Below are 22,692 nucleotides of genomic sequence, written 5' to 3' on the forward strand. Positions count from 1 at the left end.
GCGGCGAGTGAGATGGTTGCAGTCATTAGCCCAATAACGACAAAAACAGAGTTGGCCGCGGCAGCCTCGTGCATAATATCTGTCGCATTTTTCTAACTGCGACATTGCCGCCCGGGAAGGCCGGGCATCGAGCAATCAGACAGAGATTAGGGGGCTAAGCATTTTCAGCGCAGAATCAAGCGGCCGTCAATCCTCAGTGACCGCCGCCACCGCCTCCAGCTGGCGCGCCCGGCTTGCGCATCATCACGGCGAAGACCGCGAGCGAAGCAAACAATATTGTCAGGATATAGAAGACATCCATGAACGAGAGCAGCGATGCCTGCAGGTGGACCATGCCGGAAATTTTGCTGAGCGCGGTTGTCGGTCCATCGAGGCCATGCGCTGTGAAGTTATTGCTCATCGTTCTCATCAGGTCTTCTGCTTCCGGATTGCCCCAATTCACGCTTTCAGAAAGACGGGCATAGTGCATGGCGCCGCGGTCGGTCAAAACCTGGTTGATGACTGCAAGACCTACGGCACCGCCGAGATTGCGCATCAAATTGAACAGGCCGGAAGCGTTCTTCAGACGGGCAGGGGGAAGGGTGCCGAGCGCAAGATTGTTGATGGGCACCATGCAGAGCATCAGTGACACGCCGCGGAAGATTTGCGGAATCAGCAGTTCATGGAAATCCCAGTCCGCAGTCAGATGCGTCATGGTCCAGGTGCCGGCGCCAAAGCCAAGGAAGCCGATCATGATCATGATGCGCGGATCCATACGGCCGGAGAGGAAGCCGGCTACCGGTGCTGTCAGGAACATGCACAGACCACTGACGAAGAGCGCTTCGCCGATCATCAAGGCGTCATAACCCCTGACCTGGCCAAGGTAGACAGGATAGACGTAGGTCAGGCCATAGAGGCCGATGCCGAGCACGAAAGAAAATGCCGAGCCGAAGGCAAAGTTGATGTTCTTGAATGCAAAGAGATCGACGATCGGCTGCTCCGCGGTAAAGGCGCGGTAGAAGAACGTGATGCCGCCGAAAACCATGACGATGGCGCAGTAGTACACGGCGTTATCCTGCAGCCAATCGTTACGCGGGCCTTCCTCAAGCACGTATTCGAGCGAGCCAAGGAAGGCTGCCATGGCGGCAAGACCCCACCAGTCGAATTTGTTGAGCAACGAACGGTCGCCCTTGTCGAAATCGATCAGGTTCCATGCGGCAATCGCCACGGCAATGCCGGGAATGACATTGACGAGGAAGAGCCAGTGCCAGGAGAAGGCGTTGCTCAGATAGCCGCCAACAGTCGGTCCGATGGTCGGGGCGAGCGTTGCCACGAGGCCGATCATCGGCGACACGATCGAGCGTTTCGATGGCGGGAAGATCGTGAACGCGGCAGCGAAAACGCTTGGAATCATGCCGCCGCCGATGAAGCCCTGAATGGCGCGGTAGACGATCATCTGGTCGATATTCGTTGCGGTGGCACAAAGAACGCTGGCGGCAGTGAAACCAGCCGCCGAAACGGAAAAGAGGATGCGTGTCGAGACAAGCCGCCCGAGAAAACCGGATAGCGGGATCATGATGACTTCTGCGATCAGATACGACGTCTGAACCCACGAAATCTCGTCGGAACTTGCGCTCAAACCCGCCTGGATCTCGGCGAGCGATGCCGAGACAATCTGGATGTCGAGAATCGCCATGAACATGCCGAACACCATCGCCAGAAAGGCGATGGCTTTCTTCGGATCAATACGTTCGTCCGGAACAGCAGGTGCCCCTGGACCTCCGATAGTTGTGGCTTTCGACATGATCTTCGACCCATCAGGAGTTCGGATTACTGCTTGGGTGTTGTCCGTGTGTCCACATCAACGACCACGCTCAGACCAGCCTGAAGTTTGCCGCTTGCCAGGGCATCGGCGGGCAGGGCAATACGAACTGGCACGCGCTGCACGACTTTGGTGAAGTTACCCGTGGCGTTTTCCGGCGGAAGCAGCGAGAAGACAGCGCCTGAAGCCGGGGCAATGGAAGCGACAGTGCCTTCGAACGTGTCACCGGACAGGGCATCAACCGTCACCTGGACTTTCTGGCCGACAACGATGTCGCGCAGCTGCGTTTCCTTGTAATTCGCGTCGATATAGAGCGCGTTTACAGGAACAAGAGCAGCGAGACGCTGGCCGGGGCTGACGAGATCGCCTGTCTTGGCGGCGAGATTGCCAATAACCCCATCGACGGGAGCGCGGATAACGGTGAAGCCGAGATCGCGCGCTGCCTTGTCCTTGGCCAGCTCAAGCGAGCGGATGGAACCTTCGGCTTCCTTGTACTGCGCCTCGAGCACGCCGACATTGGCATCAGCGGCAGCGATCTGTGCATCGGCAGAGGCTATATTGGCCCTTGCCTGATCAAGAGCCGCTGTTGCATCATCAAGTTGCGACTGCGACGCGAAGCTTGTTGCATGGAGTTGTTTGGCGCGCACAGACCCTGCCTGCGCATTGGTCAATACGGCTTGCGCGTTGAGCTTGCCGGCCTGCGCCTGCTGCAGCGAAGCTTTGGCGGCAACGATCTGCGCATTGATGCGATCGAGTGAGAGCTTTTCCGTCGCGATCTGGGCCTCAGCCTGCTCTTCGGCGATCGTATAGTCGCCATTATCCAGCGTAACCAGCGGATCGCCAGCTTTCACGCGCTGATTGGCAACAACATCGATCCTGTCAATATAGCCGGTGACTTTCGGAGCAATCGCCGTGATGTCACCCTGGATATATGCGTCATCGGTCGAAACCATGAAGCGGCCAGTGGTCCAGTATTCATAACCATACCAGCCACCCGCGCCAATCGCTGCGACAACCAGTGTGGGCAATACGAAGCGCTTGGCCGAACGCTTGGGCTTTTCAGGCGCTTGCGCGGCAACTTCGGGCTGCGGTGCTTCTGTTACAGGAGCATCTGGCTTTGCTGGTGTTTCTGGTTTTGAAGCAGGAGCCGGGGCTGGAAACTGACGGATTTCAGCTTCATTCTTGGCGTTCGACGCGGACATGTGAGGCTCTTTCTAAAGATGGGCACTCTGGAAAGTGATAGAACCAATCGGTTCGATGATTGACATAGCGCAAATGAGAGCGCATATCAAGTGCATCGAACCGATTGGTTCGAAAAAGAATCGAAAATGAGGAAACGAGATTAAAATGTCATCTACGAAGGCGTCCCACGTGTCATCGATAAAGGCGCCTGCCTTGGAAGCGGTGACACCTGTGGACGAGCGGCAGGGGCGATTGGCAGCTGGTCAGGATCCTGCAAAGCGCCAGCAAATCCTTGAAGGCGCCGACCGCGTTTTCTCGCAGATGGGGTTCGATGCCGCGAGCATGAACGATATAACGCGTGAAGCCGGCGTGTCGAAGGGGACGATCTATGTCTACTTCGACAGCAAGGAAGAACTCTTCATGGAGCTCTGCTTTGCCTATCGCGACAAGCTCTTCAGCGGCATTTATTCTGCCTTGGAAGACGATCATGACTTACGTGACGCGCTCATTGCCTTTGGTATGGCACTGTCATTCAAGGTTACTTCCGATGTTGTCATTCGGGCGCAACGGGTGGTCATCAGCGTTGCCGAGCGCATGCCCTCGATGAGCCAGAGCTTTTATGAGAATGGTCCAAAGCGGGGACAGGCTCTGTTGAGGGCGTTTCTGGACAAACATGTCGCCGCAGGCGATCTCGATATTGAAGACACCGAACTTGCTACCTACCAGCTATCCGACCTGATGGTCACGGGTATGCTGAGGCGCCGGCTGTTTGGATGCATGGATAATCCGCCATCGGAGGAGCAGATACGCAAGACGGTCACGTCCGGCGTCGATATGTTCCTCAAGGCCTATAGGAAACAATAGTCTCGTCAGGCCGTGCCACAATTGGCACAGACGCCGCGGATTTCAATCGTCGTCTTTGACTGCTTGAAACCATTGCTGTTGGTCCATTCGCGGACCCGGCCAGTGATGACATCATCCGAGAATTCGGAGACCTGACCGCATTTCTCGCAAATGGCAAAGGCAATCATTCCGTGGCCGTGGCTATGGGTGTGAGGATGCGCGCAGGCAACGAAAGCGTTGATGCTCTCGAGTCGGTGAACCATGCCGTAGTCGAGCAGCTTGTCGAGGGCGCGATAGACCTGCAGCGGCGCGCGGAAGCCGTCATTTCGCAGCTGGTCGAGGATCGTATAGGCGCTGAGCGGCCCATCGGCCCGAGCCAACGCATTGAAAACCAGCGATTGGTTTTTTGTCAGCTCTTGCGTAGCGATCATTGCCCGAGTGGCTCCTTGTTGATCCATAAGACATAGGAAAGATTTGTCTTTTCCGCCAGTAGATACATTAATTTTCCCGGTTCTCAAATTTGCCATCGTTGACAAATGTAATAACATCACATATCGAAATGCTCAACTTCAAGATGCGGCTATCCGATGACTGAACACTGCCTGACCTTTCACGATCTGACGCTTGGCTATCACAGGCATCCGGCTGTACATCACTTGAGCGGCGGCGTTCGACGTGGCTCGCTGACGGCCGTCGTCGGCTCCAACGGATCGGGCAAGTCGACGCTGATGAAGGGAATTGTCGGCGTTCTCAAACCGATGTCCGGTTCATGCGTTGTCGAAAAAAATGCACGGATCGCCTACCTGCCGCAACAATCCGAACTCGACCGGTCTTTCCCGGCGCGCGTGATCGACCTTGTCTCGCTTGGCCTGTGGCCGAAGCGTGGTCTCCTTGGCAGATTTACAGCGGAAGACCGCGAGCATGTCTCGAAAGCACTGATGAGTGTTGGACTGGCAGGCTTCGAAAAGCGCCCGGTTGACACGCTGTCCGGCGGGCAATTGCAGCGTGCTTTGTTTGCGCGTGTGCTGGTACAGGACGCGGATCTCATTCTGCTTGATGAACCGTTCAATGCGATCGATGCCAAGACCGTCAGCGACCTGATCGATCTGATCAAGCGCTGGCACGGCGAGAACCGTACGATCATGGTCGTTGTGCACGATCTCGATCTTGTCCGCGAGCATTTCCCGGAAACGCTGCTTCTGGCGCGCAAGCCGATCGCCTGGGGTGCGTCACGCGAGACGCTCCGCGCCGACAATTTATTGCAGGCGAGACAATTTCACGAGGCTTGGGAAGAGGGAGCGCCCTGGTGCGAGGATGATGCCGCCCATGGCCATGTGCACGATCACGCTCAACCGCATGTTCATCATCATCACCACGCCGACGATCATCACAATGAGCCCCAAACTTCACTGAAGAGGGCGCGGCTTGATCATGTATGAGTATCTCATCGCGCCCTTCGTCGACTACAGCTTCATGCAACGAGCGCTTGTAGGCTCGTTGGCGCTATCGCTCGGTTCCTGCCCGGTTGGCGTTTTCCTGATGCTGCGGCGCATGAGTTTGACCGGCGACGCCATGGCGCATGCGATCCTGCCGGGTGCCGCGGTGGGTTTTTTGCTTTACGGGCTGCAGATCGTGCCGATGACCGTTGGCGGACTGGTTGCCGGTGTCATCGTCGCACTTGGCGCGGGTGCGGTATCGCGCTTCACGATCCAGAAGGAAGATGCCTCCATGGCGGCTTTCTATCTCATTTCCCTGGCGCTCGGCGTCCTGATCGTGTCGCTGCGCGGATCGAATGTCGATCTGATGCACGTGCTGTTCGGAACGGTTCTCGCGCTCAACAATGAGGCGTTGAGCCTGATCGGCATGATCTCGGCGATCAGTGTTGTTACCCTCGCGATTTTCTGGCGGGGGCTTGTTGCCGAATGTCTCGACCCGCTGTTCCTCCGTTCGGTCAGCCGGATCGGCACGCCTGTTCACTTCATCTTTCTGGCGCTGGTGGTGATCAATCTCGTCGGCGGGTTCCAGGCTCTCGGCACATTGCTTGCCGTCGGGCTGATGATGCTCCCTGCGGCAGCAGCGCGCTTCTGGACGTCGCGGGTCGGGCCGATGTGCGCGCTGGCCATCGTCATCGGCTGCGTATCCTGCGTGGGCGGACTGCTGATCTCCTACCACTATTCCGTGCCTTCCGGGCCGGCAATCATCCTGTCGGCCGGGGCAATCTATCTCGGATCGATCCTCCTCGGGACACGCGGCATCGTCAACAGCCGGCTGCGACCCTATCGCCACAGAACAGCTTAGACATAAGGAAAACGCTATGATGAAGGCTCTCAGACTTGTCACTGGATTGAATGTTATACTATTACTTGGCGCCGGTTATTCCCCGGCTTCGGCGGAAGCTTTGAAGGTTGTCTCCAGTTTCACGGTGATATCCGACTTCGCCAAAAATGTTGGCGGCGACAAGATTTCACTGACGACGCTGGTAGGACCGGACGGCGACGCCCACGTCTATGAACCGAAGCCGTCCGACGCCGCAGCGGTGGCCGGGGCAGATGTGGTTCTGGTCAATGGCTTGCACTTCGAGGGGTTCCTGCCGCGCCTCGTGGAGGCGAGCGCCACAAAGGCGCCTATCGTCGAACTGACCAAGGGCGTCGAGCCAATCAAGAGCGCCGAAGCGGACCATGATCACGGGACCGGCGAGGCTTCGGCAACCGAGGAGCACGGCGCATACGACCCGCATGCCTTTCAGTCGATCCGCAATGCCAAGATCTATGTCCAGAATATCGTTGACGCCTTCTGCACAGCGGACGCAACCAACTGCGACAGCTACAAGACCAATGCAGCGGCTTATACAAAGAAGCTCGACGCCACGGAGGCGGAAGTAAAGGCGGCTATTGCCTCGATCCCGGAGTCAAAGCGTTTGATCATCACGTCGCATGACGCATTCGGCTACTTCCAGCATGAATATGGTCTGAAATTCCTGGCCCCCGAGGGGATATCGACTGACTCGGAAGCATCGGCTGCAGATATCGTTGCACTGATCAAACAGGTGAAGGAAGACAAGGCATCGGCAATCTTCGTCGAGAACATCACCAATCCGCGTCTGATCGAGCAAATTGCCAGCGAAACCAAGCTGAAGGTGGGAGGCACGCTTTATTCGGATGCACTTTCCAAGCCCGACGAAGGTGCAGCAACCTATATCGACATGATGCACCACAATATCGCGACGTTCAGAAAGGCCATCCTCGGGAGTTGAGCCACTTACTAAATAAACGCCGCCGTTTGCGTCGGAGAAATCCGTACCTTGCCGATATTGCGGCCATCCATTTCGACGATCTCATACTCGAGATCGTCGACGGTGAGCCTCTCGCCTTCGGCCGGGATATGGCCGAGGTTCCACAGAATATAGCCTGCAAGCGTCGTATAGCGATCACCCTCATCGACCAGATCGCGATCGATCAGCCCGCCAAGACGGCGGATGTCGATATAGGCGTCAACCACCATGCTACCGTCTTCCGAACGTTCAAGGATCGGGCTCTCCTCGCCTTCTTCGGGGAAGTCACCGGCGATAGCTTCGAGGATATCTGTAGGTGTGACCACCCCTTCGAACGAGCCGTGCTCATCAAGGATCACGCCCATCTGCACCGATGAACCGCGCAACTGTTCCATGACGCGAAGCACATTGGCGTTTTCATGGAAGATAAGCGGCTGGCGCGTGACCTTGGTCCAATCGATCTTGCCGCCGTCGAGAATGGCGAAAAGCAGATCCTTGGTGAGGGCCACGCCGACGAATTCATCGACGCGGCCGCGGGCAAGTACAACACGGCTGTGGGCGAGGGTGCGGATTTCGGCGAGCAGCTCTTCGTTGGTCTCGTCGAGATCGAGCCATTCCACTTCATTGCGCGGCGACATGATCGAACGGACCGGGCGCTCGACGAGATCGAGTACGCCGCGGATCATTTCCTTTTCTTCCGGATGGAAAACATCACCTGCTGCACTTTGTTCTGCGATTACGTCGAGCGTATCGGAATGCGGCGCATCCCCGTTACGGCCGCCGCCGAGCAGCCGCAGGACCGCGCCTGCCGTGCGATCCCGCAGATCCATCGTCGTGATGCGTTTTTCACGGTTGTGCCGTCCGATCTGGTTCGCAGCTTCGACAAGCACGGAGAAGCCGATGGCAGCGTAGAGGTAGCCCTTCGGAATATGGAAGCCGAAGCCTTCGACTATCAGGCTGAAACCGATCATCATCAGGAAGCCGAGACAGAGTATGACGACGGTCGGATGCTTGTTGACGAACGTCATGAGCGGTTTCGATGCGAGCATCATCACGGCAACCGCGATCACGACCGCGATCATCATGACCTCGAGATATTTCACCATGCCGACAGCGGTGATGACACTATCGAGCGAGAAGACGGCATCAAGGACGACGATCTGGGCAATGACCTGCCAGAAAACCGCATGCGCCACATTGCTTTCCTTGGCCGACATATGGCCTTCAAGCCGCTCGTGCAGTTCCATCGTCCCCTTGAACAGAAGGAAGATGCCGCCAAGAATGAGGATGATATCGCGTCCGGCAAAATCCAGCCCAGCGACACTGAACAGCGGCGTGGTCAGCTGGACAACCCACGAAATCGAGGCGAGCAACAAGAGCCGCATGACCAGAGCCAGCGACAAGCCTACAAGCCGCGCACGGTTGCGCTGATGCGGCGGCAGGTTGTCGGCGAGGATCGCTATGAAAACGAGATTGTCGATGCCAAGCACGATCTCCAGCACGACAAGCGTGGCAAGACCAATCCAGGCATTGGGGTCGGCAATCCAGTCCAGTGTCCAGTCCATGGGGAAGTCAGGTCCTTTTAATCACTAGATCGGCGCGGCCCTGCAGGAGGACTGGCTTGGAAAAGGGAGCGCAAATCCGCCTGCGGCGCAGGATGAAGAAGGGAAACGAAGAAATGAAGGGATTGGTTGCTGACGCCGCATATGCAGGGTCAGCATGCTTCGCAAGTCCGGACTTGGAGGCTCGTCAGATTGATCGTCCGGCATCGATGCGCGGTCAGTCCCTGTTTGACTGGCTGTCATTGTGGAAATTGAAAGGTGCCAGATGCGAACATAATGGCAGCCCGGTGGCTGGCGTACAAGAGGCGGACGAGAATTTGCCGTTACCGATCATTCATTGCCTTACGTGTAGCACTTCTAAAATTACAACGTTTTCAATAGATAACGTAAAGTCGTTCTCTCCACGAATATAGTTCTTTTGAATTAGATATTTCAACTAAAAGCAATTTTAATCAATATCTTTATTTAATCCATAGTAAGGCGTATGATCTAGTCCGCAGTTGTGAGGGGTGAGGGGGCCCCCGAAACGATGGTCTTCCCCGCACAGCGCGAACGGGAGGACTATCATGGCTATCAATCTACCAAACGGCTTGCTGAAACTTCTCGGTATAGCGCCAAGCACAATCGAAATTTCGCTCAGTAACGCGGGCAATGTCTTCAATGGTACGAATGCCAATGAACATATTCTCGGCAATGGCGGCGGCGATGCGATCAATGCCGGCGGCGGCTCGGATATTGTCGAGGGTGGCACGGGCGGTGACAAGCTCGTTGGCGGTGACGGCAATGACTATGTCGAGGGTGGCTCTGGCGGCGACGCGATGAATGGAGGCGCCGGCAGCGACACGCTCGGCTATTCGCAATCGGGTTCAAGCGTGAAGGTGACACTCAACGATAGCGGCGGCGGCACAACCTCCGGCTCTGGCTCCGGCCCGGGCAACCACGCGCAGGGCGATTCCATCGGCGGTTTCGAGAATGTCGTTGGATCGAATTTTAACGACACGCTCACCGGCAACGTTCATAGGAATGTCCTCGCGGGACTTGCCGGCGACGACAAACTATTCGGCATGGGCGGCGATGACATTCTCATCGGCGGTGCCGGCGCGGATGAGCTCGACGGTGGCATCGGCACAGATACGGCCGATTATTCCACCAGCGCCAGTCCGGTACACCTCTTGCTTGGCGGGGTCAGCAGCGGCGGCGATGCACAGGGTGATACTTTCATCTCCATCGAGAATTTCGCTGGTACGGCCGGTGCTGACGTCTTCGACGGTTCGGCCAGTCTTACCGGCTTTTCCGCCGATGGCGGCGGCGGCGCAGACTCGATGTTCGGCAGCCATTACGATGACAAGTTGAGCATCGGCGGCGCAGCGTTGGCGGCCGGATTTGCGGTGCTGCAAGACGAGGGCGGTACGCTCGAGGGCGGCGATGGGGATGACGAACTCACCGGCGGCGCGAACGATGACGTCATCTACGATGGCGCTGGGAACGATTCGGCTAACGGTGGCGATGGAAACGATACCTTCCAAGTCGGCTCCGGCGACAATAAACTGTTCGGGGGCAATGATGACGATATTTTCAACTTGAACGAAAATGACCTCAGCGATGATGGTTCTCTGTTTGACGGCGAGGACGGTGATGACAGCGTGAGCGTCGAGAGCTTCGAAACCGATGTAGAGATCGAACTTGCGGAGGAATCAGAATCGCTCGCGACCGCTGCTGCGTTCTCAAACCAAATGACGTTGAGGGCAGGCGGTGTGACACGGACCTACACCGCCACCGGTGTAGAAAAATACCTCCTATCTCTCGGCAATGACCGTTTTACTGGCAATTCAAGAAACAACATCGTGTCTGGACTTGACGGCAGCGATGTTATTGATGGCGGTGGTGGCAACGACGTGCTTTCTGGCGGAAACGGGCGTGATTTTCTCTTGTGTTCGCTGGCCGTGGGGAGCGGGACTGATCAACTCGCAGGAGGTCTTGATGCGGATGTCTTCATCTTTGCACACGTTGGCGACTCGATCAGTCCGAAATTCATCCTCGACTTTAGTGTGGATGATGGCGATCTCATCCATCTCGACCAGATTGACGCCGACATCGCGACCGAAGAGCGCGAAGCATTCCAATGGATCGGGAATGGGGCGTTCAGCAAGACAGCCGGTGAACTGCGTTTCGAATCGGGGACAGAATCCGAAAATTTCAATATTATTCAAGGCGATGTCAATGGCGATGAGGTATACGATTTTGCCATACGGGTGAACAAATCAGCTGGTGACCCCAACGAATCATTCTTCGTCCTATAGGCGCGAGTGATGTTTGGGGTTCTTCACGCCTCCTCTACCCCGAGAATCCGCCGCCATCGAGGAAGGCCTGTTCTTCCTCGGTGGTGGTGCGGCCGAGAATGGCGTTGCGGTGCGGGAAGCGGCCGAAGCGGCGAATGATGTCATAGTGATGATCGGCATATTCAAGATTGTCAGGTGCGCCTTCACGGCATAGCTCTACCGAACGGCGCTGGTCATCGACATTCTCCGAATGCATGAATGGCAGGTAGAAGAAGGCGCGCAGTTTCGGCTCGAATGACAGATCGTGGCCCTTCTCCAGCGCCCTGCCTGCATAAAGCCGGGCGAGGGAGTCGGTCGCGTACATGTGCCCGGTATTGCGGAAGAAATTGCGCGGAAACTGATCGAGCAGGATCATAAGGGCCAATGCACCTTCAGCTGTTTCGACCCAGCCTTCATATTCGCGGCGGGCCGCGGCATAGTGATCATCAAGAAAGCGCTGCCGGCAAATTGAGTCGAATTCGTCGTCTTTGACGTACCATTTGTCTTCACCGGCCTCACGCCAGAAATTGACGATGCCGGTAATGCTCGTTTGATCGTTCTCAGTCATGACTGTTTCCCCCGTCTTAGTTGGCGTCGGCATTTTGGGCGGCGGGCAGCACACTCGCAGTTTCCTCGCTGAGCGCGCGGCCGGTCCGGCGCGGCTTGATCAGCGGACCTGGAACCGGCGCGTTGCCCCTCATCAAATCGGCGCCGGCGCGAATGCCACCGGCAAGCTGCAGATCGAGGCGCTCGGCGTCGCGCCGGCGTACATCTGCAGTAATATCGGCGGCTTCCTGCCGATCCACACCCAAGCCGATCAAAGTATTTTCGCCGAAGATCAATGCGGATTCGAACGTCTCGCGCATCTGGAAATCCACGCCCAGTTTGATGAGTTCGATTGTATTGCCGCGATCGAAGGCCCGTGCATAGATCTGGACCATCGGAAACTCCGCCTTGACCAGGTTGGCTATTGTCAGGATTGTTTCGGCCTTGTCGACGCAGATGAGTACCGCCTGCGCCCGCCCGGCACCTGCCGCGTGGAGGATATCGAGCCGCGTGCCATCACCATAATAGACCTTGAACCCGAACTGTGATGCAGCCTGGATCATCTCCACGTCATTATCGATGATGGAGATGTCGACGCCGCGTATCAGCAGAGGCTGGCAGGAAATCTGACCGAACCGGCCAAAGCCGATGATGAGGGCATTTCCGGTCAAGCCCTCCGCAATGTCGACTTCCTGAAGATCCTGTTTTTCCTCGGGCATGAGATATCGCAAGGCGATGAGGAAAAGTGGTGTCAGCACCATCGAGAAAATGATGATCGCCGTCAGGATGGCGTTGGCTTCCCCATCGAGTATGCCGACTGCAGTGGCCGCCGCGTAGAGCACAAAGGCGAATTCGCCGCCTTGCGCCATGATGGCCGCGCGCTCCAGCGCTTCCCGGTTAGACGATCTGAGCAGCCGTGCCGCTATGTATATCCCGATGCCCTTGATGAGCTTGAATGCGACAACGTAAAACAGCACCATCTTCCAGTTCGCTGCGACGACGCTCAGATCAAGCGACATGCCGACGGCCAGAAAGAACAATCCAAGCAGAATGCCACGGAAAGGTTCGATGTCCGCTTCGAGTTGATGCCGGAAGGTCGATTCGGACAGAAGCACGCCAGCGAGAAATGCGCCCATGGCCATGGAAAGGCCGCTGACCTGCATGATCAGGGCAGCGCCGAGGACGACCAGCAGCGCAGCTGCAGTCATGACTTCACGGGCACGCGATTGCGCGAGGAACCCGAATAGCGGATTGAGCAGGTATTTGCCGGCGAGAATGAGGCCAGCAATCGCGCCAATGCCTATACCAATGTTGATCCAGTGCAACCCTCCAGCCGACTCGGCGCTTATTGGCGCGAGGAACGCTACCAACGCCAAGAGCGGAACGATGGTGAGGTCTTCAAACAGCAGGATCGAAACCATGCGCTGGCCCTGCGGTGTGGCGGTTTCGCCGCGCTCCTCCAGCAATTGCATGACGATCGCCGTGGAGGTCAGGACGAAACCAGCACCAGCGACGAATGACTGGGCAAGCGGAAAGCCCGTGGCAATGCCGAGGCCAGTCAGAAGCAGTGCGCAAACGCCGACCTGCAGCGCTCCAAGGCCGAAAATGCTTTTGCGCAATCCCCACAACCGGGATGGCTGCATTTCGAGGCCGATGAGAAATAGAAACATGACGACACCGAGTTCCGCGACATGCAGGATCGTCTGCGGGTCGGAGAAGAACTTGAGGCCGAAGGGGCCGATTACCAGACCGGCGGCGAGGTAGCCGAGAACAGAGCCGAGCCCCAGCCGCTTGAACAACGGCACGGCGACGACGCCAGCCCCAAGCAGCACGACTACACTTAGAAGGTCAGGTCCGCTGATTTCCGCCGCCATTGGTTCTCCGCATCTTTGAGCTTGATCGTGAATTTCAGAGGTAAAGCGCGAGGATACGACAGGCAAGCTTATTCAGACGGGATGCTAATTCAAATTCCAGATCCGGCGGGCATTTCCCGAAAACAGCTTGGTCTTTTCCTCCTGGCTGCAGCCTGAAAGCAGGGAATGGGTTGCCGCGACCCAGGTGGCGAGGCCCCCACCAAGGGTACAGACGGGCCAGTCGCTACCCCATACGAGCCTATCCCAGCCGAAATTTTCTATGACGTGATTGACGTAAGGCGCCAGCGTTTCGACGCGCCAGGTCTCTGCGTCCGCGTAGGCCACCACCCCGGAAATCTTGGCGGTGACGTTCGGACGCTTGGCAATATCAGTAATTTTGCCGCGCCATTCGTCGAGCGCACCGGCCTTGATATCCGGAACACCGCAATGATCGAGGATGAACTGCACATCCGGCGCAAGATCGACGAGGGCAATCGCCTTGTCGATTTGTCTCGGCAGAACGCACAGGTCGAAGGTTAATCCCGTGCCGCCAAGCTTTCGGATGTTTTCGCGGAAGAGCGGCTGCTCCGAGAGCTCATCGCCCATGACATGCAGCACACGGCGGAAGCCCTTTACCAGAGGGTTGATCTGTTGGCGCTCGAGGAACGCCGCAAAGCCATCGTCCTCCGGACGGCAGGAAGAGATTGCACCGGCAATCAGGTTGCCGCTACGTTTTGCGAGAGATGCAATGTAATCGGTCTCCGCCTGTATGTCCGTCGGGGCGACATCGACCTCCATGTGCAACGCATGGGTGATGCCGACGCGATGAGCCTGCAGCGCGTATTTCTCATAGAGAAAATTGCGATTCAGCGCCTCGGTCCCCGACAACCAGGGATAGGACAGCACCGATTGGTCGATGAGATGCAGATGGGTGTCGATCAAAGGCATGGCTGTCATGGGTTCTCCTCCACTACGCCTGTCGCAATACGCTCGAATGGACGACATCCGCTCCGGCAAGCTCCGAGAGTTTCTGCGCCGTGGCTACCAGCATTTTGCGGGCATCTTCGACGCCCGGCGCATCCGGGATATTCAGCAATTGAATATAGGGACAGGTCAACGCGGCAATCGCCCTTCCGTCGGGGCCGAGCACAGGTGCGGAAACGTTGAAGACCCCTGCCGTCTGCGCGCTCGGCATGATCTCGTAGCCGCGCTCGCGGATCTGGTTGAGCCGCTCGCGGAAATCTGGAGGTTGGGCGATATCGTCCGCATGCTGCTCGTACTCGGCGATCATCAAGGCGCGCTCTTCATTGGAGCGGAATGCCAGCAGCACATGACCGGAACCGGTGTTGAACAAGCTGATATGGGAACCAACCCGGATTGAAATGCCCCAATAGTCCGGCGCCTCCTGCTGGGCGACGACAACGGCAGCGCCGCGGTCGAAAACGCTGAGCTGATTGGCCTGTTTCGACATCACCGCGAGTTCGCGCATCAGCGGTGTCGCATAGGAAGCAAGGCGGCGGACAGGCGCATGCAACTGGGCAAGCCCGAACAGTTTCAACGTCAATGAATAGCGATCGCCCTCAAGCCGCGTCACGTATCCCCGGCGTACGAGGCGATCGAGCATGCGGTAGAATTCGTTGGGGCTGCGGCCGAGGAATTTGGCGATTTCTGCTTGCGTGAGGCCGCCATCGATACCGGAAAGAAGCTCAAGAATGTCCAGACCCTTATCAAGCGCAGGCGCGCGATAACGATCGCTGTCGTCGTCCTCTATCATAACCAATTCTCCCCACACTCACTACTCATATACGAAGACGATATCGTTAAGAAAGCAGTTTCCATGCTTGACGGTCAAGCGCATAAATGTTTGTATATGAATGAAACGCTCATATGTGGGTGTTGCAAGATTGCGAGAGCCGGGGAGCGGCCACTCGATGACGGGAGGGAACCATGAAAAATCTGTTGACCAGTGTTTCGGCTGGCGTTATCGCGATTTTCAGCGTGCAAGCTGCACTTGGTGCAGATCTGCCGGGAAAGTTCGAGGGCGTGACCATTGACGCCAAGCTTATCGGCGGACAACAATATGAGCCGTTGTATGAGCGCATCGGCGAATGGGAAAAGCTGACCGGCGCCAAGGTCAACATCCTGTCGAAGAAGAACCATTTCGAACTCGATAAAGAGATAAAGTCGGATATTGCTTCAGGCAGCCTTAATTGGTGCGTCGGATCAAACCACTCATCATTCGCGCCGCAGTATCCCGATATCTATACCGACCTGAACAAGCTGCTTCCTGGGGAAGAAATTGCCGCGTTCGTTCCGACGAACATCAAGTCGTCGACGCTGGACGGCAAGCTGGTCATGCTGCCACGCGCACAGTTCGACGTTTCCGCACTCTATTACCAGAAGAGCATTTACGCCGACGAGGCCAACAAGAAGGCCTTCAAGGAAAAGTACGGTTATGATCTGACGCCGCCCGATACATGGCAGCAGGTCAGCGATCAGGCCATCTTCTTTACGAAGGCGCCGGACTTCTACGGCACGCAGTTTGCCGGCAAGGAAGAGGCGATCAACGGCCGATTCTATGAAATGCTGATTGCCGACGGCGGCGAGTATATCGACAAGGACGGCAAGCCGACCTTCAACTCCGAAGCCGGCGTCAAGGCGCTCGATTGGTTCGTCAATCTCTACAAGGCGAAAGCTGTTCCGGCAGGCACGACCAACTACCTTTGGGACGATCTCGGGCAGGGTTTTGCATCGGGGTCGATTGCCATCAATCTTGATTGGCCAGGCTGGGCGAGCTTCTTCAACGATCCGAAATCGTCAAAAGTTGCCGGCAATGTCGGCGTGAAGGTGGCGCCAGCGGGTTCGTCCGGCAAGCGCACTGGCTGGTCCGGTCATCACGGCTTCTCGGTGACGGAAGCCTGCGCTCACAAGGATGCCGCAGCCTCACTCGTCTGGTGGCTGACCAACGAGGACAGCCAGAAGCTCGAGGCGAAGGCCGGCCCCTTGCCGACGCGCACGGCGGTATGGGAATGGGACATCGAGCAGGCCAAGGGCGATCCTTACAAGACCGAGGTGCTGAACGCCTTCCAGGAAGAAGCAAAGAACGCATTCCCGGTTCCGCCATTGGCCGAATGGATCGAGATTTCCAACGCCGTCTATCCGGAACTGCAATCGGCCATTCTTGGTGACAAGACGTCCAAGGAAGCACTCGACACTGCGGCCAAAAAGGCGACGGAAATCCTTCAGGATGCCGGCAAGCTTTAATGGCAAGCACTGCGGTCCTTCTCTCTTGTGGGGAGCGAGGGACCGCAGGTCCGGGAAGAGGCATTTCGATCAGCACGACATGAGAAACGGGTAGTATCCCTCCCGGCTGCTTTGCAGCCACCCTCCCCACTAGGAGGAGGGCTGAAGCGGAAATGCAGAATCCAGAAGGCCATATTTCAGATGAAATTTCCCAAACTATCAGCGCCGACGCTTCTGCTGCTGCCAGCCATCATTGTTCTCGCCGCCGTCATCGTGCTGCCGCTGCTGTTCTCGCTCTATTCAAGCTTCACACCGTTCAGGCTGACCAAGCCTGAATCGATCTGGGTTTTCATCGGCGTTCGTAACTATGTGAGCGTGCTGACCAACTACGAGTTCTGGACAGCATTTGGCCGTACGGTCCTGCTCCTGACCATCGCACTCAATGCCGAGATGTTCCTCGGCCTTGGCCTTGCCATGCTGGTCAACAAGGCGACGCGCGGTCAGCGAATTTTGCGTACATTGATGATGTTCCCGATGATGTTCTCGCCGGTACTCGTCGGTTTCCAGTTCAAGTTCCTGTTCAACGACAATATCGGTTTCGTCAACAATGCGCTGCAGTCACTGGGGCTGACCACTAATGCGATACCCTGGCTGATCGATGGCAATCTGGCGCTGTTTTCAATCATCGTTGCCGAGGTATGGTCTTCAACTTCCGTCTTTGCCATCCTGATCCTCGCTGGACTGCTCGCCATGCCGCAGGAACCGGTGGAAGCGGCGCGGGTCGATGGCTGCACGCCCTGGCAGACATTCCGCTACGTCACCTGGCCCTACCTGATGCCTTTTGCCTTTATCGCCATGACGATCCGATCGCTGGACGTGGCGCGAGCCTATGACATCGTCAAGATCATGACCGATGGCGGGCCGGCCAAGCGCACCGAGCTCTTGTGGACGCTGGTCGGACGCACGGCCTATAGCGACGCGCGCATGGGCCTTGCCAACGCGATGGCATATATCTCGATCCTGCTCTCGATCCTGTTCACCGTATATTTCTTCAGAAAACTCGCTGCCGCGCGCCAGCAAATCGGAGCAGAGTGGTAAGATGGACAAGAACAGTTCTCATCGTCTGAAACGCCGCTGGCTTAAAGTCGCACATTTTATCGGTCTGTTCCTGGCGATGCTGGTCATCTGCTTGCCGGGCTTATGGATTGTCCTGAGTTCGCTACGACCGACAGTCGAGATCATGGCAAAGCCGCCTGTGTGGATACCACGCGACATCTCGCTCGATGCCTATCGCGCCATGTTTAGCGGTGCGGGCCAGGGCGGCATACCGGTGTGGGAATATTTCCGCAATTCCCTGATCATTTCGATCACCTCGACAATCATTGCGCTGATTATCGGCATGGCCGGCGGATATGCTTTTGCGCGCTACAAGTTCAAGGGAAAATCGGGTGTGTTCCTCGGTTTCATGCTGACACGGGCTGTCCCAGGTATCGCATTGTCGCTGCCGCTATTCATGATCTTCGCCCGCGTCGGCATCATCGACACGCATTTCGCGATGATTCTCATCTACGTGGCGCTGAACGTGCCGTTCACGATCTGGCTGATCGATGGTTTCTTCCGGCAGGTGCCGAAGGATCTGGCGGAAGCGGCCCAGATCGACGGATGTACCCGGTGGCAGGCATTCTGGCAGGTGGAGTTTCCATTGGCCGGCCCAGGTATCGCTTCAGCAGGAATATTCGCCTTTCTCACCTCCTGGAATGAATATGCTCTGGCATCGCAGATCACCCGCTCGGTGAATTCGAAGACGCTGCCGGTCGGCCTTCTCGACTATACATCGGAGTTCACCATCGACTGGCGCGGAATGTGCGCGCTTGCGGTGGTGATGATCATCCCGGCGCTCACTTTAACGTTTATCATTCAGAAGCATCTCGTATCCGGACTGACGTTCGGCGCGGTGAAAGGTTAACTTGTCATGGCTCCCGTAACACTTAAAAAGCTCGTCAAGAGTTATGGCAATGTCGATGTGGTCCATGGCATCGATCTCGAGGTCAAGGACCGCGAATTCATCGCCCTGGTCGGCCCGTCCGGCTGCGGAAAATCCACGACATTGCGCATGATCGCCGGACTCGAGGACATCAGCGGCGGCGTTGTTGAAATTGGTGGCAAGCCGGTGAACGACCTGCCGCCGCGTGCGCGCAACATTTCCATGGTGTTCCAGTCCTATGCGCTCTATCCGCATATGACAGTGCGCGAGAACATGGGCTTCTCGCTCAAGATTGGGAAAGTCGCACAGAGCGAAATCGATACCCGCGTCAATGAGGCTGCGGCGATTCTCGATCTCGACAAATATATGGACCGCCGCCCGTCGCAACTTTCCGGCGGTCAGCGCCAGCGCGTGGCCATGGGCCGGGCGATCGTTCGCAAGCCGGACGTATTCCTGTTCGACGAGCCGCTCTCCAACCTCGATGCGAAATTGCGCACGCAGGTACGGACCGAGATCAAGCGTCTGCATGCAAGGGTGCAGGCGACGATGATTTATGTAACGCATGATCAGGTCGAGGCGATGACGCTGTCCGACCGTATCGTCATCATGCGCGACGGCCATATCGAACAGGTCGGTACGCCCGAGGAAGTGTTCAAACGGCCGGCCACGCGCTTCGTCGCCGGGTTTATCGGCTCTCCGCCGATGAACCTCAACGAGGCGACTGTGGATAGCGAAAAGTTGGTTTTTGCCGGCGGGCAAAACCTGCCGCTACCGGCCGCGTTCCGCAGCAAGGTTGCGACTGGGGATAAAGTGATTTTCGGCCTGCGCCCCGATGATATTTACCCGACAGGGCACGGCATTAATTCTGGCGAAGCGACAGACGTGCACGAAATGGAGCTGCCTGTTTCTATCACGGAGCCGCTCGGCAACGAGACATTGCTCTTCATCACCATGGCAGAGCGAGAATGGGTGTCGCGGATGCTCAATCCACGTCACATGGATGCCGGTGAAGTGGTAAAATTCAGTTTCGACCTGTCGCAGGCGCATCTTTTCTCGCCTGAAACCGGCAAAACGCTGCGGGGGTGATTCCAATGGCCAAGATCGAAAAAATTGAACTGCGTATGGTGGATCTGCCGCCGAAAGTGCTGCGCACCGATGCGATCCAGAGCTTCGTCAGCCAGGAGACGCCGATCGTTACGATAACCGACAGCGACGGGGCGGTGGGCACTGGTTATAGCTACACAATTGGCACTGGTGGCTCTTCTGTCATGCGCCTGCTCTCCGATCATCTGGCGCCGCGTCTCCTCGGCAAGGATGCCGATCAGATCGAGGCGATCTGGCGCGACCTCGAATTCGCGACCCATGCGACGACCATTGGCGCGATCACTGCGATTGCTCTAGCGGCTGTCGATATCGCGCTATGGGATTTGCGGGCGAAGAAGCAGCGCCTGCCGCTATGGAAGCTGGCGGGTGGCGCGAAGGATCGCTGCCCACTTTATACCACCGAGGGTGGTTGGCTTCACATAGAGAAACAGGCGCTGGTTGACGACGCGCTGCAGGCGAAGGCCAAGGGTTTCAAGGGTGCCAAGGTCAAGATCGGCCGCCCGCATGGCTCCGAGGATCTGGACCGGCTGTCGGCAGTTCGCGACGCGGTTGGTTCCGGTTTCGAGATCATGACCGACGCCAATCAGGGCTTTTCCCTGGATGAAGCCATTCGCCGCTCGCAGGTGCTGCGCGACATCGATCTTGCCTGGCTGGAGGAGCCCCTACCTGCGGATGACATTGACGGTCACGTGCGGCTTTCGTCGGCAACCCAGACGCCGATTGCCGTTGGCGAGTCGCTCTATTCGATCCGGCATTTCCGCGAATACATGCAGAAACGCGCGTGCTCCATCGTTCAGGTCGATGTTGGCAGGATTGGCGGCATCACGCCGTGGCTCAAGGTGGCGCATGCGGCGGAGGCGTTCGACATGCCGGTCTGTCCGCATTTCCTGATGGAACTGCATGTGAGCCTGACCTGCGCTGTGCAAAACGGCAAATATGTCGAGTATATTCCGCAACTGGATGATCTTACGCACACGCAGATGCGCATCGAGAATGGCTATGCGATTGCGCCATCAGAGCCTGGCATTGGCATAGACTGGGACTGGGATGCAGTGAGGGCAAGAAGCGTCAGCGAATTCACGACCGAGATACGGAGCTAGTATCATGCAACGTATGGGCATGATGATCGGTCTGAACGCCGACAAGGTGGCCGAGTACAAGCGCCTGCATGCAGCGGTATGGCCGGAAATCCTCGAGCTGATTTCAAGCTGCAACATCCGCAATTACACGATCTTCCTGCGCGAACCGGAGAACATCCTGTTCGGAACATGGGAATATCACGGCACGGATTTTGCGGCAGATATGGCCAGGATGGCCGCTAATCCGAAGAACAAAGAATGGTGGGCTGTGTGCATGCCCTGCCAGGCGCCGCTTGATTCGCGGGCCGAGGGCGAGTGGTGGGCGATGATGGAAGAAGTGTTCCATCTCGATTGAAGGACCGCATAATGAGTTTTGACCCTACAACCTTGCAGCAAAGCTGGCCGCTTCCGGCGAAGCGACGCCCGATCGTGACCTTCGGCGCGGGCAGCATCGTCGGCGATGCGCACTATCCAGCTTACAGAAAAGGCGGATTTGCGATCGCCGGGCTGTTCGATCCGGATCAAGCGAAGGCAAAAAAGCTGGCCGACGAATGGGGCGTGACTGCCTATGCTTCGGTTGCCGAGGCGGCAGCCGTCGACGAGGCGATATTCGATCTTGCTACACCACCTTCACGTCATTCCGATATACTGAAGGCCCTGCCAGAGGGTTCCTTCGCGTTGATTCAGAAACCGATGGGTAGCGATCTCGCGGAAGCCTCTGAAATCCTCCGCATCTGCCGCGAACGCAATATCACGGCAGCAATCAATTTCCAGCTGCGGTTTGCACCCATGATGCTGGCGCTCAAGGACGCGATTGCGCGCGGGTGGCTCGGTGAAGTGATCGATTTCGATGCGTGGCTCGCCCTGGATACGCCGTGGTCTCTATGGCCGTTCTTGGATGGCTTGCCGCGTGTCGAAATCGCCATGCACTCGATTCACTATATTGACCTTATCCGGCAAATCCTCGGTAATCCGCTTGGCGTCCATGCCAAGACACTGGGCCATCCCAACCACAAGGTAGCGCAGACGCGCACAAGTGCGATTCTCGACTATGGCGATAAGGTGCGCTGCGCGCTGTCGGTCAACCATGATCACAAATTCGGGCGCAAATTCCAGGCCTGCGAATTCCGCGTCTGCGGCACCGAAGGCGCAGCCTATGTGAAGCTTGGCGTCAACCTCGACTATCCTCGCGGCGAGCCGGACGAATTGATGATCTATCCGAAGGGCGGTTCCGACTGGATCAATGTCCCCTTGCAAGGATCGTGGTTTCCTGATGCTTTCGTTGGAAGGATGGCCAACCTGCAACGCTTCGCCAGCGGCGAAGACCAGGAACTCGTCAGTTCCGTCGAGGACGCATGGCACACGATGGCGCTTGTCGAAGCAGCCTATCAATCGAGTGCAACGCCGGCTACCCCGCTCGCACAGAAGCCGGAGGCCTGAATGTCCGAACAAGCCATCTATTTCGAGGACTACGAACTCGGCCGTGTACGAGTCACAACGGGGCGGACCATTACTGAGACTGATTTCGTGGTCCACGCCGGCCATACGGGCGATTTCTTTCCGCACCACATGGATGCGGAATTTGCAAAGACAACACCCTTTGGTCAGCGCGTTGCTCATGGCACGATGATCTTTTCAATCGGCGTAGGGCTGACCGCAAGCCTGATCAATCCGGTGGCGTTTTCCTATGGCTATGATCGCCTGCGCTTCGTCAGGCCGGTTTTCATTGGCGATACGATCCGCACGCGCGTAACAATCAGCGCCAAGGATGATGATCCGAAGCGCTCTGACAGCGGACGCATCGTCGAGCGCTGCGAGGTCATCAATCAACGTGACGAGGTCGTGCTTGCCGCCGACCATATTCTTATAGCCGAGCGCAAGAGCAAGGCGACATAAAGCGATTGGA

21 protein-coding genes are annotated in these 22,692 nt (G+C 57.1%); 13 read left to right on the plus strand and 8 right to left on the minus strand.

Annotated elements, in window-relative coordinates; all coding sequences use genetic code 11:
• Window positions 1-193: 193 nt before the first annotated feature.
• Both N8E88_RS22275 and N8E88_RS22280 read right to left on the minus strand, forming a co-directional pair.
• Window positions 194-1,783: a DHA2 family efflux MFS transporter permease subunit gene (locus N8E88_RS22275; RefSeq protein WP_262292497.1), complete on the minus strand. Its 1,590-nt coding sequence runs from the start codon at window positions 1,781-1,783 to the stop codon at window positions 194-196.
• Between the two features lie 26 nt (window positions 1,784-1,809).
• The gene (locus N8E88_RS22280) at window positions 1,810-3,003 is read right to left on the minus strand and encodes an HlyD family secretion protein (RefSeq protein WP_262292498.1); all 1,194 of its coding nucleotides are present in this window, start codon (window positions 3,001-3,003) and stop codon (window positions 1,810-1,812) included.
• A 145-nt stretch (window positions 3,004-3,148) separates the two neighbouring features.
• Between N8E88_RS22280 and N8E88_RS22285 the strand changes: the two genes are divergently transcribed.
• Entirely contained in the window at window positions 3,149-3,847 is a 699-nt protein-coding gene (locus tag N8E88_RS22285) for a TetR/AcrR family transcriptional regulator (RefSeq protein ID WP_262292499.1), read from the plus strand.
• 5 nt (window positions 3,848-3,852) lie between these two features.
• On the opposite strand, the gene N8E88_RS22290 is transcribed toward N8E88_RS22285, so the two are convergent.
• Window positions 3,853-4,257 (minus strand): Fur family transcriptional regulator, encoded by a 405-nt coding sequence (locus N8E88_RS22290; protein WP_262292500.1) that lies wholly within the window; start codon window positions 4,255-4,257, stop codon window positions 3,853-3,855.
• 156 nt (window positions 4,258-4,413) lie between these two features.
• Here N8E88_RS22290 and aztA point away from each other — a divergent pair, with 156 nt between their 5' ends.
• Genes aztA through aztC form a run of 3 tightly spaced genes read left to right on the plus strand, consistent with a single transcriptional unit; the run spans window position 4,414 to window position 7,079 of the window.
• Complete coding sequence (gene aztA, locus N8E88_RS22295; RefSeq protein WP_262292501.1) at window positions 4,414-5,265, plus strand: zinc ABC transporter ATP-binding protein AztA; 852 nt, start codon at window positions 4,414-4,416, stop codon at window positions 5,263-5,265.
• Window positions 5,258-6,124 carry a zinc ABC transporter permease AztB gene (aztB, locus tag N8E88_RS22300; RefSeq protein WP_262295572.1) on the plus strand — a complete coding sequence of 289 codons (867 nt, stop codon included), beginning with the start codon at window positions 5,258-5,260 and terminating at the stop codon, window positions 6,122-6,124. The genes aztA and aztB overlap by 8 nt, the downstream gene beginning before the upstream one ends.
• Before the next feature lie 16 nt (window positions 6,125-6,140).
• Window positions 6,141-7,079, plus strand: coding sequence for a zinc ABC transporter substrate-binding protein AztC (aztC, locus tag N8E88_RS22305; RefSeq protein ID WP_262292502.1), 939 nt, complete (start codon window positions 6,141-6,143; stop codon window positions 7,077-7,079).
• An 8-nt stretch (window positions 7,080-7,087) separates the two neighbouring features.
• Here aztC and N8E88_RS22310 read toward each other — a convergent pair whose 3' ends face one another.
• Window positions 7,088-8,662, minus strand: a complete 1,575-nt coding sequence (locus tag N8E88_RS22310) for a TerC family protein (RefSeq protein ID WP_262292503.1) — start codon at window positions 8,660-8,662, stop codon at window positions 7,088-7,090.
• A 563-nt stretch (window positions 8,663-9,225) separates the two neighbouring features.
• Between N8E88_RS22310 and N8E88_RS22315 the strand changes: the two genes are divergently transcribed.
• On the plus strand, window positions 9,226-10,959 hold the full coding sequence (locus N8E88_RS22315; protein ID WP_262292504.1) for a calcium-binding protein: 1,734 nt from the start codon (window positions 9,226-9,228) through the stop codon (window positions 10,957-10,959).
• Between the two features lie 34 nt (window positions 10,960-10,993).
• Here N8E88_RS22315 and N8E88_RS22320 read toward each other — a convergent pair whose 3' ends face one another.
• The 4 genes from N8E88_RS22320 to N8E88_RS22335 form a co-directional block, all read right to left on the minus strand.
• Window positions 10,994-11,545, minus strand: coding sequence for a DUF924 family protein (locus N8E88_RS22320; RefSeq protein ID WP_262292505.1), 552 nt, complete (start codon window positions 11,543-11,545; stop codon window positions 10,994-10,996).
• A 16-nt stretch (window positions 11,546-11,561) separates the two neighbouring features.
• On the minus strand, window positions 11,562-13,397 hold the full coding sequence (locus N8E88_RS22325; RefSeq protein WP_262292506.1) for a monovalent cation:proton antiporter-2 (CPA2) family protein: 1,836 nt from the start codon (window positions 13,395-13,397) through the stop codon (window positions 11,562-11,564).
• Window positions 13,398-13,481: 84 nt separating this feature from the next.
• On the minus strand, window positions 13,482-14,333 hold the full coding sequence (locus tag N8E88_RS22330) for an amidohydrolase family protein (RefSeq protein WP_410010602.1): 852 nt from the start codon (window positions 14,331-14,333) through the stop codon (window positions 13,482-13,484).
• A 13-nt stretch (window positions 14,334-14,346) separates the two neighbouring features.
• Window positions 14,347-15,150 carry an IclR family transcriptional regulator gene (locus tag N8E88_RS22335; RefSeq protein ID WP_410010603.1) on the minus strand — a complete coding sequence of 268 codons (804 nt, stop codon included), beginning with the start codon at window positions 15,148-15,150 and terminating at the stop codon, window positions 14,347-14,349.
• A 173-nt stretch (window positions 15,151-15,323) separates the two neighbouring features.
• On the opposite strand from N8E88_RS22335, the gene N8E88_RS22340 reads away from it, so the two are divergent.
• The 8 genes from N8E88_RS22340 (at window position 15,324) to N8E88_RS22375 (ending at window position 22,682) form a co-directional block, all read left to right on the plus strand.
• On the plus strand, window positions 15,324-16,640 hold the full coding sequence (locus tag N8E88_RS22340) for a type 2 periplasmic-binding domain-containing protein (RefSeq protein WP_262292507.1): 1,317 nt from the start codon (window positions 15,324-15,326) through the stop codon (window positions 16,638-16,640).
• Window positions 16,641-16,820: 180 nt separating this feature from the next.
• A complete protein-coding gene (locus N8E88_RS22345) occupies window positions 16,821-17,717 on the plus strand; it encodes a carbohydrate ABC transporter permease (RefSeq protein ID WP_262292508.1) in 897 nt (298 codons plus the stop codon).
• Window position 17,718: 1 nt separating this feature from the next.
• Window positions 17,719-18,585, plus strand: coding sequence for a carbohydrate ABC transporter permease (locus N8E88_RS22350; protein WP_262292509.1), 867 nt, complete (start codon window positions 17,719-17,721; stop codon window positions 18,583-18,585).
• A gap of 6 nt (window positions 18,586-18,591) precedes the next feature.
• Window positions 18,592-19,689: an ABC transporter ATP-binding protein gene (locus N8E88_RS22355; protein WP_262292510.1), complete on the plus strand. Its 1,098-nt coding sequence runs from the start codon at window positions 18,592-18,594 to the stop codon at window positions 19,687-19,689.
• 5 nt (window positions 19,690-19,694) lie between these two features.
• Complete coding sequence (locus N8E88_RS22360; RefSeq protein ID WP_262292511.1) at window positions 19,695-20,807, plus strand: mandelate racemase/muconate lactonizing enzyme family protein; 1,113 nt, start codon at window positions 19,695-19,697, stop codon at window positions 20,805-20,807.
• A gap of 4 nt (window positions 20,808-20,811) precedes the next feature.
• Window positions 20,812-21,141, plus strand: a complete 330-nt coding sequence (locus N8E88_RS22365) for an L-rhamnose mutarotase (protein ID WP_262292512.1) — start codon at window positions 20,812-20,814, stop codon at window positions 21,139-21,141.
• A gap of 11 nt (window positions 21,142-21,152) precedes the next feature.
• Window positions 21,153-22,226, plus strand: a complete 1,074-nt coding sequence (locus tag N8E88_RS22370; protein WP_262292513.1) for a Gfo/Idh/MocA family protein — start codon at window positions 21,153-21,155, stop codon at window positions 22,224-22,226.
• On the plus strand, window positions 22,227-22,682 hold the full coding sequence (locus N8E88_RS22375) for a MaoC/PaaZ C-terminal domain-containing protein (protein ID WP_262292514.1): 456 nt from the start codon (window positions 22,227-22,229) through the stop codon (window positions 22,680-22,682). It begins immediately after the preceding gene.
• Window positions 22,683-22,692: the final 10 nt, after the last annotated feature.

Source organism: Phyllobacterium zundukense (genome assembly GCF_025452195.1).
Lineage (GTDB): Bacteria > Pseudomonadota > Alphaproteobacteria > Rhizobiales > Rhizobiaceae > Phyllobacterium > Phyllobacterium zundukense_A.